Source organism: Pelagibacterium xiamenense (assembly GCF_021166475.1).
GTDB lineage: Bacteria > Pseudomonadota > Alphaproteobacteria > Rhizobiales > Devosiaceae > Pelagibacterium > Pelagibacterium xiamenense.
Genome location: NZ_JAJOYS010000002.1, coordinates 371,831 through 384,018 on the forward strand (window position 1 = coordinate 371,831; position 12,188 = coordinate 384,018).

Below are 12,188 nucleotides of genomic sequence, written 5' to 3' on the forward strand. Positions count from 1 at the left end.
CCTAGACGGCCTGGGCCGCGCTCCACGCCGACGCCCAGGCCCACTGGAAATTGTAGCCGCCGAGCCAGCCGGTAACGTCAACGGCCTCACCGACGAAATAGAGCCCTGGCACAGCTTTGACCCCCATGGTCTTGGCATCGAGGGCGTTCGTATCGATGCCGCCGAGAGTGACTTCGGCGGTCCTGTAGCCCTCAGACCCGACCGGCTTGACGCGCCAGTCCGCGACCGCAGCGACAAGCCGTGCCGACTGCGTCTTGGAGAGATCGGCCAGATTGCCGCAAATTCCGCAGTCATCGACAATCTTCTGCGCCACGCGCCGCGGCAGGATTTCGGCCAGCGCGTTCAAGACCGATTGCTTGCCGCGCGATCCGCGCGCCGCCTGCAGCCAATCGGCCATGTTCCTGCCCGGTGCCATATCGATAGCCATCTCGTCCCCCTCCCGCCAATAGGACGATATCTGCAGGATGGCAGGACCGCTCAGCCCGCGATGCGTAAATAGCATCGCCTCGTCGAACCGGGTCTTGCCGCGGGCGACACGCACGTCGAGGCCAATACCTGCAAGCGGCTTGATGGTTTCGAGCAGTCCGGCTTCGAATGTCATGGGAACGAGCGCGGGACGAGTCTCGACAACAGGCACGCCGAATTGCTCGGCAACCTGATAGGCGAAGCCCGTCGCTCCCATTTTCGGGATCGACTTGCCGCCGGTAGCGACGACCAGCGAAGCGCAGCGCACAGGACCGGTGCTCAATGCGACAAGAAACCCGCCCTCCTCGCGTGCGACCGAAATCGCTTGCGTCTCGAGTTCCAGAACGGCCCCGCCCGCCTCCATCTCGTTGCGCAGCATGTCGATGATCTGTTGCGACGAGCCGTCGCAAAACAGCTGCCCGAGCGTTTTTTCGTGGTAGGCAATGCCATACCGTTCCACCAAAGCGATAAAATCGGTCGCCGTGTATCGCTTGAGCGCGGAAATCGCAAAGCGCGGATTGGCTGACAGAAACCGGTCGGGCGTCGTGTGGATATTCGTGAAATTGCACCGTCCGCCGCCGGAAATCCGGATCTTCTTCCCCGGCGCGTCGGCATGATCGGTCACCAGCACGCTGCGGCCGCGTTGCCCGGCGACCGCTGCGCACATCATCCCCGCCGCCCCGGCGCCGATCACCACAACGTCGAATTCCCGCATCGTCTCCCCACGAAAAGGCCTGCCAGGCGGCACCCGCAGCGCCTTCTACACGTTTGACGGCGAAATGTCAGATCACGCGAATGGGTGATCCCGGCGCGACGCGATCATAAAGATCGATGACGTCCTGGTTCATGAGCCGCACACAACCCGAAGAAACCGCCTTGCCGATTGTCCAGGGCTCGGGGGTTCCATGCAGCCTGTAGAGCGTGTCCCGACCGTCCTCGAAAATGTAAAGCGCGCGCGCACCGAGCGGATTATCGATTCCCGGCGGCTGGCCGTTGCGCCATTTTTCGAGCTCGGGCTCTCGGGCGATCATTTCCGACGGCGGCGTCCAGGTCGGCCACCGTTTCTTGTGATTGATATAGCCGCCGCCCGACCATGAGAACCCTTCACGCCCGATCCCCACGCCATAGCGCATGGCCTGTCCGCCATCGCGAACGAGATAGAGATAGCGCTGAGCCGTATCGACCACGATCGTCCCCGGCCGCTCCGTCGTCGGATAGTCGACGACGCGACGGTAGTAGGCCGGATCCACATAGCGCAGATCCACCGCCGGTATCGGATAGGGCTCGCTGTAGATCGGGCCGTACATATCGACATAGAACGGATCGAACTGCGGCAGGCTGGGATTGGGTTGGGTCGGCGCGGTCGTCGTGCACCCCGCCAGCGTGAGCGCGGAGAGGCTGCCGGCGCCCAAAAGGAAATCCCGGCGAAGTATCGTTTTGGCTTTCGTCATCACTTCAACTGTTTTTTGCTGAACGCCGCGGAGGGAGGACCGCGACAAGGCACGGACAGACAAGGCAGAATTATGGCTCACGGTTCCAGCCGGCATGCGTGAACAAACCCGGTCATCGTCAGCAACCGTCCCGCGTCACAGCACGATATCCCATGGTAATTGCCCAAAATTACGACGCACAGCCAACGACTTAGACCACTGGCACGCGTCGTCGGAACACTGGTCCCGAAATGGTTTATTTTTTGGAAACCTGGACTTGGCTCGCAAACATGTGACCGGTCAGCCCTCGATCTCCTCGCGCAGCAATTCGAGTTCGAGCCACCGGTCTTCATATTCGGCAAGCTTGTCCTGCGCCGCAACGAAGGCCGCCGTCGTCTTTTCAAAGAGCGCCGGGTCCCGGTTATAGAGCGCCGGATCGTCGAGCGTCTTTTGCAGCCCATCCATTTCGGCCTTGAGCGCATCCATCTCCTTGGGCAGCGTTTCAAGCGCATGTTTGTCCTTGAAGCTGAGCTTGCGCTTGGGCTGCACCGGTGCCGGCTTTGAGGGCTGTTTCGGGGCAGGCGCGCTTTGCGGCTTCTCGACAGTCCGCGCCCTGACGCCTTCCCCGCGCTGGGCAACCATGTCCGAGTACCCGCCCGCATATTCCGCCCAGCGCCCGTCACCTTCAGCAACGATCACCGAAGACGCGACCTTGTCGAGAAAGTCGCGGTCGTGGCTCACGACGATGACCGTACCCTTGTAATCCGCGATCATCTCTTCGAGCAGGTCGAGCGTTTCGAGATCGAGGTCGTTGGTCGGCTCGTCGAGCACCAGCACATTGGACGGCAGCGCGAGCGCCCGCGCCAGCGTCACCCTGTTGCGTTCGCCGCCCGAGAGCTTGCCCACGGCTGTGCGCGCCTGCTCGGGCGTGAAGAGGAATTCCTTCATATAACCGATGACGTGCTTGCTCTGCCCATTGATGGTGAGCGTATCGCTGCCTCCGCCTGTCAGGACGTCCTTGAGCGCCATATCCGGGTCGAGCGAGGCCCGGCGCTGGTCGAGCACCGCCAGTTCGAGCCGTGTACCCAACCGCACGGTGCCGCTATCGGGCGAAAGTTCTCCGGTCAGCATACGGATGAGCGTCGTCTTCCCTGCCCCGTTCGGCCCGACGATGCCGACCCGCGCACCGCGAAGGATACGCGTCGAGAAATTCGCCACAACCGCGCGTTCCCCAAAGGATTTCCAGACATCCTCGGCCTCGACCACCATCGCGCCGGATTGCTCGCCCTCCGCGACAGTCATCCTCACATTGCCCTGCGGCCCGCGATAGTCCCGAACCTTCTTGCGCAAATCGGACAGCTCGTTCATGCGCCGGACATTGCGTTTACGCCGTGCGGTGACGCCATAGCGCACCCAATGTTCCTCGGCGACGATCTTGCGGGCGAGCTTGTGCTGTTCTTTTTCCTCCTGCTCGAGGAAGTCGTCGCGCCACGCCTCGAAACCGGCAAAGCCCTGATCGATCCGCCGCGTCTCACCGCGGTCGATCCAGACCGTGACCCGCGTAAGGTCGGACAAGAACCGCCGGTCATGGCTGATGAGCACCAGCGCCGATTTCATCGATTTGAGCTCGCTTTCGAGCCATTCGATCACCGGCAGGTCGAGGTGATTGGTCGGCTCGTCGAGCAGCAGGATGTCCGGCTCCGGCGCCAGCACACGCGCCAGCGCCGCCCGCCGCGCCTCACCGCCCGAAAGCGCCTTGGGATGTTCCGTGCCCGTCAGCCCCAGCTGCTCGAGGAGGTATTGCGCGCGGAACGGGTTGTCCGCGCCCTCGAGCCCGTCTTCGACATAGGCGAGCGTTGTTTCATAGCCCGAAAGGTCCGGCTCCTGCGCCAGATAGCGGACGGTCGCGCCCGGCTGCACGAAGCGCTCGCCGCCATCAGGCTCGATCTCACCCGCCGCGATCTTCAAGAGCGTCGACTTGCCCGACCCGTTCCGCCCCACGAGCGCGATCTTGTCGCCCGGCAACACGGAAAGGTCGGCGCTCGTGAGCAATTCGGTGCTGCCGAGTACGAGGCGGATCGATTGCAGGGCGAGAAGCGGTGGAGCCATGATGATTGCGGGCGTTTCCGGTCCGGCGCGATAGGGCCGGTCATGAAGGTGACATATCGACCCGCGAGATATGACGCTGGCGGCGGGAACACAAGAGCGATTGCGAAATGTGCCGAAGGTACGCGACGATCGGCAATCTTCTGGCGGCGTACATCGCGCTCGGTGCGACGCTGTTGCCTGGCCTCGCTATAGCGCAGGATCGCGCTGACCTTGGCGCGCTCACCGTGATTGATGCTGCCGGCCGCCAGACAAGCCTCGCCGAACGCATCCCGGACGCTCCCGCCATCGTGCACTTCTGGGCCACATGGTGTATCCCTTGCCGCGAAGAACTGCCGCAGATCGACGCCTTCCACCAGGTGCTGGAGCGGGAGGGGCTCTCAAACCGTTTCGTCGTCGTATCCGTCGACAAGCTGGCATTCTACCAGGTCGCTGCGTTTCTCGAAGACGACCTCGGCATCGGCCTCGAAACGATTCTCGTCACCAACGGCAATCCCGGCGCGACACTTGGCCTGTTCGGCTATCCATATACGCTGACGCTCAACGCCGATGGCAGGATCGCCGAACGCTTCCCTGGCCCTCTCCAATGGGCCGACTCCGGGGTCTCGGCGCAGTTGCGCGCTCACGTAGCGCCTACCCGGTAGGCTCCGCAGCACCTTCGGCCGCCGAGTGCTCACGCTCGGGACGGCCATGCGCGCCCACCGTCAGCCTTGCCCAGATCGGCAGGTGATCGGACCCCCTGCGCGCCAGCTCCGACATGTGCACCCCGGCGTCCTCGACATCGATATCCGTGGTCGTGATGATCCTGTCGAACGCGACCACGGGCCGGGAAGCATGAAAGCTCGGTCCGGGCGCGATGATGTTGTGGTCCTCGGCAAAATGCGCGAGGCACCCGCCCTCTGTCGTCCATTCGTTGAGATCGCCCATGATCACCGTCGGCAGGCTCTCATCGAGCACGTCGAGCTGGTGAAGCACCGACTGCGCCTGCCGCCTGCGCCACAGATCGACGAGCCCCAGATGCAACCCGATTACCCGCAACTTGACCGTCCCGACCCTCAAATCCGCCAGAACCGCGCCGCGCGGCTCGAGCGCCGGCAAGGTAAGCGTCGATTGGTCCAGAACCTCGATCCCCCGCCGCACGAGGATCGTGTTGCCGTGCCAGCCGAGGCTCTGCTGGCGCACGCCGAACGATATCGGCTCATAGTCCGTCGTTTGCCGGATCATCTCCGGCGAAAGAGACGTTTCCCGGCTTCCAAACCGCCGGTCCACCTCCTGGACCGCGACGATATCCGCGTCAATTTCGGTGATGATCTCAAGTATGCGCTGCGGGTCGCGCCGCCAGTCCAGCCCGACACTTTTGCGGATATTGTACGAAGCGACGCTGATCATGCCGATATCATTGTCCGCGCATCATGGCAGGTCAATGAAGCCGTGCCGTTTCCGGTTGCTCAAATCTTCGAAATCGATCGACGCGAATTACCCCCTTTCCCATCCTCTAAAGTTCTGCTACCCCTCCCGCCATCCACAGGGGTGCTCCGTATTGCCGGGGCTGAGATGCAGGCGACAAGTCTGCGGACCCTAAAGCTGATCTGGATAATACCAGCGGAGCGAGAGGGACCATGTATTCTGGCGTCCAGTTTTCCCTATACCCAATGTCCGGCGATTTCGTCGGCGTCATCACTAACGCGCTCGGCGCGCTCGATCCCCACCGCGAGCGTTTGAAGATCGAGACCGACGACGTTTCCACCCTGCTCGTCGGCCCGCCCGAGACGCTCTTCCCCGCCATGCGCGATATCTTCGTGGCAGCCGCCAGTTCCGGCGTCCATTGCGTCTTATCCGCAACGGTCTCGCGCGGCTGCCCCGGCGGAGAAGACCAGTCGATCTGCGACACCGAGGAGACAGTCGGCGCCGTTGCAGACCTTAAGGATCGCATCGCCTCGGCGACAAAAAAGGTGGCCGACGCGCCCCGGACCGGCCAACCGGTCAACGGTCAGTTTGCCCTCTATGTGCTCGGCTCGGACACCCACATGCCCGAGGTTTATGGATGCATCGAGCTGTTGGAGAACGCCGGAATCCTCGAAAAGCCGAAACACTTCGTCACCAAGGTCGAGGGTGACGCCGGCGCGGTCTTCGAGGGCCTGAGCGAGGTCTTCCTGCGCTTCGGACCATCCGAAGGTCACGTCACGCTCGACGTGACGATCTCGGCCAACAGCCCCAGCAAAACCGCCTAGCCCCGAGCCGGAACCTCCGATCATGTCCGCCCGGTCAGCGGCGCCCCTGGCGCGCGCCACACATCTTGCGATCCATGCTCTGCCTGCGTTCCTCGCAGTCGGCGGGTTGATCCTTGCGTGGGAAGCCTACGTTCACCTCTCAGGCGTCGCCCCGGGGACGCTCCCGGCCCCCAGCCGTGTTGTGATCCAGGGCTTCGCACAGCGTGAAGCGCTTTGGCAAAACACGGTTCCCACACTCCAGGCTACCCTCTTCGGCTTCGCCTTGTCGCTTTCGAGCGCCTTCGTCTTTTCGGTTCTGATCGACTTCATACCCTTCATGCGCCGGGCGCTCTTTCCCGTGTTCATCATCAGCCAGACGCTGCCCATGGTCGCCATCGCGCCGCTGGTGGTCCTGTGGTTCGGCTTCGGGCTCATGCCCAAGATAGGGCTCGTGGCGCTCGTCACCTTTTTTCCGATCCTCGTGGCCCTCGTTCAGGGCTACGCGGCCACCGAGAAGGAACTCGAAACGCTTCTGCGCGCCATGGGGGCAAACGCGGCCCGTGTCTTTCTCACCGCGCGCCTGCCCTCGGCCCTGCCCTATTTCTTCGCCGGACTGCGGATCGCCATCACCTACGCCGTCGTCGCCGCGATCTTTGCTGAATATTCCGGCGCGGCACGCGGGCTCGGCATCTACATCCTCAACGCGAAAAACAGCTTCCGTCCCGATCTCGTCCTTGCCGCAGTGCTCGTCAGTTCGGCACTGACGCTCTGCCTTTTTGCGGTCGCCGCAGCGATCGAATACGCCGCAACGCCCTGGCGCCACGCCGGGAAGGCATCGCGCCGATGAAGCCCCTGCTCTCCATCGATTCGGTTGGCATGCGTTTCGATGCGCTCCAAGTGCTCAACGATATCTCCCTGCGCGTTGCCGAGGGCGAATTCGTCACGATCCTCGGCCCCTCGGGCGCGGGCAAGTCGACCCTCTTCCAACTGCTCCTGGGCGAGCACCGGCCAACCTCGGGCGCCATCACCTTTCGCTGCGCGCCGCTCGAGCGCAAGACCAACGCTTTCGCCTACATGCCCCAGCGCGATGCGCTGATGCCCTGGCGCAGGATCATCGACAATCTCACGCTCGGCCTCGAAGTCCAGGGCATGCCCCGCAAGGCGGCCCGCGAAAAGGTCCGCCCGCTTCTGCCCGAATTCGGTCTCGAGGGTTTCGAGCGGCACTATCCAAGCCAGCTCTCGGGCGGCATGCGCCAGCGCGCCGCGCTCCTGCGCACGGTCGTCCAGGACCGCCCCATGCTGCTGCTCGATGAACCCTTCGGCGCGCTGGACGCGCTCACCCGCACGCGGATGCAGGCGTGGCTCGAAACGCTCTGGGCGCACCATAGCTGGACGGCGATGCTGATCACCCACGACGTCCGCGAAGCCGTCCACCTCTCGGACCGCATCTATGTGCTTTCCGCGCGCCCGGGCCGTGTCTTGAGGGAAATCCCCGTCGCTCTCCCGCGTCCGCGGACCGCCGACCCCGCAACCGCGCGCAGAGCCCAGGCTATCGAGGCCGACATTCTCGACTTTCTACTCAAGCACACGACACCGTAAAGGAGACAACGATGCAGCCAGCAACCCGAGCCCTGCCCCTGATCGCCGCCGCAGCTCTGGCCCTTCCCGCCCAGGCGCAAACCCCCGTCACGGTCGCTCTCGACTGGACGCCCAACACCAACCACGTCGGGCTCTATGTTGCCCGGGAGCTTGGCTACTACGAGGACGCGGGCCTCGACGTCGAGATTCTCCCCTATTCGGACACCAGCGCCGGTACGCTGATCGCCAACGGCATCGCCGATTTCGGCATTACCAGCACTCTGACGGTCTACAACCAGCGCGCCGCCGGTTCGGACATTCTGGGTGTCTTCGCCGTCGTCCAGAAAGAGACCGGACGTCTGGTTTTCGATGCCGGCCGCGACGACATCCAGACCCCGGCCGACCTCGACGGGCTGACCTATGGCGGCTTCGGAACGGCCTGGGAGGGGACGCTGATCGAAACGATCGTCCGCAATGGCGGCGGCGAGGGCGACTTCGAAATGGTAACCCTGGGCACCTCGGCTTATGAGGCGCTCGCGAACGGCGCCATCGATTTCACGCTCGAAGTCTACACCTGGGAGGGCGTCCAGGCCGAAATCGAAGGTCGCGCGCAGCGCGCGTTCGCCTATGCGGACTACGGCGTGCCCGAGGAGCACACGACGCTCCTGGCGGCAAGCGAGGCCTGGCTCGAAGCCAACCCGGAAACGGCTGAGGCGTTCCTTCAGGCCACGCAGCAAGGCTATGCCTATTCTGCGGAAAATCCGGAGGACGCGGCCGAAATCCTCATCGCCGCCAACGCCGCAACGCTCACCAACACGGATCTGGTCCACGCCTCGATGGACGTTCTCGCCAACGAGAATTACCTTTCGACCGAAGACGGCACCGTAGGCGTGATGAACCCCAAGATGATGGACGACATGGGCCGCTTCATGTTCGAGGCCGGTCTCCTGCGCAATGGAGATGGAAACCCGCTGGACGCGATGCCCGACTTCTCGACCTATTACACCAACGCCTATCTCGACTGACGAAAGACTGTACTTTCGCCACCAGGAATGGCACTTGGCAAAGGTCCCGGCGCAACCGCCGGGACCTCGATTCGCGAGGTGCCATGGGCAAGGATCAAATTGCATCGTTGGTCGATAGCCTGCTCGCCCGACCGACCGGGCCGCGCACGCTCGTCGCTCTGGCCGGACCTCCAGGCGTCGGCAAATCGACGCTCGTGGAACAGCTGCGTGATGCGCTCAATGCACAGACGCCGGGCGTCGCGCAAATCGTCCCCATGGACGGCTTTCACCTCGACAACGCCGTGCTGGCGGAGAAGGGCCTGATGCCGCGCAAAGGCGCGCCTGAAACCTTCGACCGGGCCGGTCTTTTCCACCTGCTCACGCGTCTGAGGTCCGACACGGAAGACGACGTCTTCATCCCCGTCTTCGACCGCGAGATGGAGCTCTCCCGCGCGGCCGGCGCCTCCGTCCCCAGCACGTGCCGCATCGTCCTCGTCGAAGGCAACTACCTGCTGCTCGACCGCCCGGGATGGCGCGATCTGCACGACCTTTTCGATGTGAAGGTGCTGATCAGGACCGACGAGCTGACGCTCCAGCACCGGCTCGTCCGGCGCTGGAAGGGCTACGGCCTCACCACCGAGGCCATAAGCGCCAAGGTGGAGGGCAATGACCTCCCCAACGCGCGCCTCGTGCTCAACGAAAGCGTCAAAGCGGACGTCGAGCTCGATAACTAGCGTACGTCCTTGAACAACACTTCGCGATCGAGTGTAAAGCTCGCAAGCAGCGGTAGGCACGCGCCGCCCATGGCCCGTGCATCCGATCCGAACTGCCCCTCCGCAAGGTGCACCGGAACGAGCCCTTGCCGGTCGAACCCTTCAAGCTCTGCCGCCACTCCCGCGACGATCCGCGCCCTGATGTCGGGCGGAAACCCGCCATCGACGATCACCGCCTCGAAGTCGATGATCGACGTGGCCGAAAGAATGACAACGGCAAGGCTATGACATAGCTCCGCGATCCACTCGTCGAGCAACGGGCCGATCGCCTCCCAATTGTCAGGCTCGCGCCACAAGGTTTCCGGGTTCTGGCCGGCCTTCTCCATCCGTTCCGCCAGCACGTATAGCGACGCGTGTTTGAGAATCTGCTCATAGCCGCGCTTGGCCCCACCCCGTCCAACGGGCATCGGAGCGATGGCACCGGCATATCCGGTGCGCCCTGGAAAAAGGCTGCCGTTGAGCACGACGCCGCCGCCAAGAAACGAGCCGACGAAGATATAGAGAAAGTCGAGATAGTGGTGGGAGTTGCCAAGCATCAGCTCCGCCGCGCAGGCCGACGTCGCATCATTGTAGAAATAGACAGGCCACGCCGTCCGGCGCGCCACTTCGGCCTGAATGTCGGTGCTGCGCCAGGCATCGAGCACCGCCCGGGGCGCTCCCATCTGATGCTCCCAATTCCAGAGCTCGAACGGCGATGCGATACCGATACCCGCAATTCTCTGCCTCTGCCCTTCGGTGAGCGCCGCCGTCAACTCGGCAAGCCCGGTTTCGAGAAATGCCAGGATCTCGGCCGGATCGGGATAGCGATATGTCCTGTGCAGCTTGCCGCGCACCCGCCCGACGAGATCCATCATTATCAGATCGACGCTCCGCCGCCCGATCTTTAGCCCGAACGAAAGCGCTCCCTCTGGCGAAAGCGAATAGGGTACGGAAGGCTGGCCGACGCGCCCGCGCTGCGGCGCCTCTCGCTGGAGCAGCCCGTCCCCCTCGAGCTGATTGACGATGATTGTAATGGTCTGGGGCGAAAGCCCGGTCTGCCGGGCGATCTCCGCCTTGGGCAGCGCGCCGTTGCGCCGGATCAGCGAAAGCACCAGCCGTTCGTTGTAAAGCCGCACGCCTGCCTGGTTCGTCCCCCGGCTGAGCCCCGTGTAGCCGTTCGTGGACCGGGCGGGCTCATCTCCACGCGCGCCGCCGTTCCCGGTCAATGCCATGCTCGTTTCCAATCCCAATCGTGCCCTGCCGCTCTTGTAAACGAATAGTTACTCCGGATGGAAGCGTTGCGAGCCGTACGCTTTCATTATCCGGCTCTGCGGAGCCTGCGGCAGGCCAAAACGAAACGCTCCGCCGACAGCGTTGCCGCGATATCCGGTATACGTTGACTAAAGCATTCCAGGACCTTCCTCCTCATCCTCAGCAAACCGCCCATCCGCACATCTGTCAATAAATAAATCCACTGGATAAATTTATTGACAGGCGCACGATTGTGCGTTTTGGATAGGAACAGGCGGTGCCGTTCCGGTTGGAGGACCCGGGCATCGTCAACCATCACCACTGCGTATTGGGCGCCGAGCGCGCCCGGGAGGAATTTATGAAAAAGAGCCTTTTGGCGCCCGCTTGCGGCGCACTCATTGCTGCGATCTGTGCAACCACGCCAGCCGCCGCGCAGGACACGCCGCTCGCGTGTCTGATCACCAAAACCGACACCAACCCCTTCTTCGTCAAGATGAAGGAAGGTGCCGAAGCCAAGGCCGCCGAACTCGGCGTCGAGTTGAAGTCTTATGCCGGCCGTATCGACGGCGACCATGAGAGCCAGGTTCAGGCGATTGAAACCTGCATCGCCGACGGCGCCGACGGTATCCTTCTGACCGCTTCGGACACCTCGTCCATCGTCTCTTCGGTCCAGCAGGCCCGCGACGCCGGCATTCTCGTGATCGCGCTCGACACCCCGCTCGACCCCATCGACGCCGCGGACGCAACCTTCGCGACCGACAACTTCCGCGCCGGCGAACTGATCGGCATGTGGGCCCGCGCATCGCTCGGCGATGAGGCCGAAAACGCCCGCATCGCGTTCCTGAACCTCACGCCTGCGCAACCCACCGTCGACGTCCTGCGCAATCAGGGCTTCATGAGCGGCTTCGGCATCGAGCTCAACAACCCCGGCGTGATCGGCGATGAAGAGGACCCGCGCATCGTCGGTCACGACATCACCAACGGCAACGAGGAAGGTGGCCGCACGGCCATGGAAAACCTCCTCCAGCGCGACCCGACCATCAACGTCGTGCACACCATCAACGAACCCGCCGCTGCCGGTGCCTATGAGGCCCTGCGCGCCGTCGGACGTGAAAACGACGTGCTCATTGTTTCCGTCGACGGCGGTTGCCCGGGCGTTCAGAACGTCGCGGAGGGCGTTATTGGCGCCACCTCGCAGCAATACCCGCTGCAGATGGCCTCGCTTGGCATCGAGGCTATCGCGGCATACGCTGCCGATGGGACACTGCCCGAGCCGACGCCGGGCAAGGACTTCTTCGACACAGGCGTTCAGCTCGTGACAGACAATCCCGCCGCGGGCGTGCCCTCGATTGGGACCGAGGAAGGCATGGATATCTGCTGGGGCTGACCCAG

The 12,188-nt window shown here is 63.4% G+C and carries 12 protein-coding genes and 1 riboswitch; of the genes, 7 read left to right on the top strand and 5 right to left on the bottom strand.

Annotated elements, in window-relative coordinates; genetic code table 11:
* Position 1: 1 nt before the first annotated feature.
* The 3 genes from LSG43_RS09745 to LSG43_RS09755 all read right to left on the bottom strand — a co-directional run bounded on the left by LSG43_RS09745 (position 2) and on the right by LSG43_RS09755 (position 4,004).
* Positions 2-1,180, bottom strand: a complete 1,179-nt coding sequence (locus LSG43_RS09745) for a BaiN/RdsA family NAD(P)/FAD-dependent oxidoreductase (protein ID WP_231803562.1) — start codon at positions 1,178-1,180, stop codon at positions 2-4.
* 67 nt (positions 1,181-1,247) lie between these two features.
* Positions 1,248-1,916, bottom strand: a complete 669-nt coding sequence (locus LSG43_RS09750) for a L,D-transpeptidase (RefSeq protein ID WP_231803564.1) — start codon at positions 1,914-1,916, stop codon at positions 1,248-1,250.
* Between the two features lie 279 nt (positions 1,917-2,195).
* The gene (locus tag LSG43_RS09755; protein WP_231803566.1) at positions 2,196-4,004 is read right to left on the bottom strand and encodes an ABC-F family ATP-binding cassette domain-containing protein; all 1,809 of its coding nucleotides are present in this window, start codon (positions 4,002-4,004) and stop codon (positions 2,196-2,198) included.
* A gap of 107 nt (positions 4,005-4,111) precedes the next feature.
* On the opposite strand from LSG43_RS09755, the gene LSG43_RS09760 reads away from it, so the two are divergent.
* The gene (locus LSG43_RS09760; RefSeq protein ID WP_231803568.1) at positions 4,112-4,645 is read left to right on the top strand and encodes a TlpA family protein disulfide reductase; all 534 of its coding nucleotides are present in this window, start codon (positions 4,112-4,114) and stop codon (positions 4,643-4,645) included.
* Here LSG43_RS09760 and LSG43_RS09765 read toward each other — a convergent pair.
* Positions 4,635-5,390, bottom strand: a complete 756-nt coding sequence (locus tag LSG43_RS09765; protein WP_231803570.1) for an endonuclease/exonuclease/phosphatase family protein — start codon at positions 5,388-5,390, stop codon at positions 4,635-4,637. The two genes, LSG43_RS09760 and LSG43_RS09765, sit on opposite strands and share 11 nt — an antisense overlap.
* A gap of 127 nt (positions 5,391-5,517) precedes the next feature.
* Positions 5,518-5,629: riboswitch (TPP riboswitch) on the top strand.
* Between LSG43_RS09765 and LSG43_RS09770 the strand changes: the two genes are divergently transcribed.
* The 5 genes from LSG43_RS09770 to LSG43_RS09790 all read left to right on the top strand — a co-directional run bounded on the left by LSG43_RS09770 (position 5,621) and on the right by LSG43_RS09790 (position 9,527).
* Positions 5,621-6,232, top strand: a complete 612-nt coding sequence (locus LSG43_RS09770) for a YkoF family thiamine/hydroxymethylpyrimidine-binding protein (protein ID WP_231803572.1) — start codon at positions 5,621-5,623, stop codon at positions 6,230-6,232. (Overlaps the previous riboswitch by 9 nt.)
* Before the next feature lie 22 nt (positions 6,233-6,254).
* Positions 6,255-7,058: an ABC transporter permease gene (locus tag LSG43_RS09775; protein WP_231803574.1), complete on the top strand. Its 804-nt coding sequence runs from the start codon at positions 6,255-6,257 to the stop codon at positions 7,056-7,058.
* Complete coding sequence (locus LSG43_RS09780; RefSeq protein ID WP_231803576.1) at positions 7,055-7,810, top strand: ABC transporter ATP-binding protein; 756 nt, start codon at positions 7,055-7,057, stop codon at positions 7,808-7,810. Before LSG43_RS09775 ends, LSG43_RS09780 begins: the two co-directional genes overlap by 4 nt.
* Before the next feature lie 11 nt (positions 7,811-7,821).
* The gene (locus LSG43_RS09785; protein WP_231803578.1) at positions 7,822-8,814 is read left to right on the top strand and encodes an ABC transporter substrate-binding protein; all 993 of its coding nucleotides are present in this window, start codon (positions 7,822-7,824) and stop codon (positions 8,812-8,814) included.
* An 83-nt stretch (positions 8,815-8,897) separates the two neighbouring features.
* Positions 8,898-9,527: a nucleoside triphosphate hydrolase gene (locus LSG43_RS09790; RefSeq protein WP_231803580.1), complete on the top strand. Its 630-nt coding sequence runs from the start codon at positions 8,898-8,900 to the stop codon at positions 9,525-9,527.
* On the opposite strand, the gene LSG43_RS09795 is transcribed toward LSG43_RS09790, so the two are convergent.
* Entirely contained in the window at positions 9,524-10,777 is a 1,254-nt protein-coding gene (locus tag LSG43_RS09795; protein WP_231803582.1) for an ROK family transcriptional regulator, read from the bottom strand. The two genes, LSG43_RS09790 and LSG43_RS09795, sit on opposite strands and share 4 nt — an antisense overlap.
* A gap of 377 nt (positions 10,778-11,154) precedes the next feature.
* Between LSG43_RS09795 and LSG43_RS09800 the strand changes: the two genes are divergently transcribed.
* Positions 11,155-12,183 carry a sugar ABC transporter substrate-binding protein gene (locus LSG43_RS09800; protein ID WP_231804654.1) on the top strand — a complete coding sequence of 343 codons (1,029 nt, stop codon included), beginning with the start codon at positions 11,155-11,157 and terminating at the stop codon, positions 12,181-12,183.
* Positions 12,184-12,188: the final 5 nt, after the last annotated feature.

Bases quoted from the DNA above. Each gene is read 5' to 3' on its own strand.
- LSG43_RS09790 (WP_231803580.1), top strand. From the start codon at position 8,898: ATGGGCAAGGATCAAATTGCATCGTTGGTCGATAGCCTGCTCGCCCGA.
- LSG43_RS09780 (WP_231803576.1), top strand. From the start codon at position 7,055: ATGAAGCCCCTGCTCTCCATCGATTCGGTTGGCATGCGTTTCGATGCG.
- LSG43_RS09775 (WP_231803574.1), top strand. From the start codon at position 6,255: ATGTCCGCCCGGTCAGCGGCGCCCCTGGCGCGCGCCACACATCTTGCG.
- LSG43_RS09800 (WP_231804654.1), top strand. From the start codon at position 11,155: ATGAAAAAGAGCCTTTTGGCGCCCGCTTGCGGCGCACTCATTGCTGCG.
- LSG43_RS09760 (WP_231803568.1), top strand. From the start codon at position 4,112: ATGTGCCGAAGGTACGCGACGATCGGCAATCTTCTGGCGGCGTACATC.
- LSG43_RS09745 (WP_231803562.1), bottom strand. From the start codon at position 1,180: ATGCGGGAATTCGACGTTGTGGTGATCGGCGCCGGGGCGGCGGGGATG.
- LSG43_RS09750 (WP_231803564.1), bottom strand. From the start codon at position 1,916: ATGACGAAAGCCAAAACGATACTTCGCCGGGATTTCCTTTTGGGCGCC.
- LSG43_RS09765 (WP_231803570.1), bottom strand. From the start codon at position 5,390: ATGATCAGCGTCGCTTCGTACAATATCCGCAAAAGTGTCGGGCTGGAC.
- LSG43_RS09785 (WP_231803578.1), top strand. From the start codon at position 7,822: ATGCAGCCAGCAACCCGAGCCCTGCCCCTGATCGCCGCCGCAGCTCTG.
- LSG43_RS09755 (WP_231803566.1), bottom strand. From the start codon at position 4,004: ATGGCTCCACCGCTTCTCGCCCTGCAATCGATCCGCCTCGTACTCGGC.
- LSG43_RS09795 (WP_231803582.1), bottom strand. From the start codon at position 10,777: ATGGCATTGACCGGGAACGGCGGCGCGCGTGGAGATGAGCCCGCCCGG.
- LSG43_RS09770 (WP_231803572.1), top strand. From the start codon at position 5,621: ATGTATTCTGGCGTCCAGTTTTCCCTATACCCAATGTCCGGCGATTTC.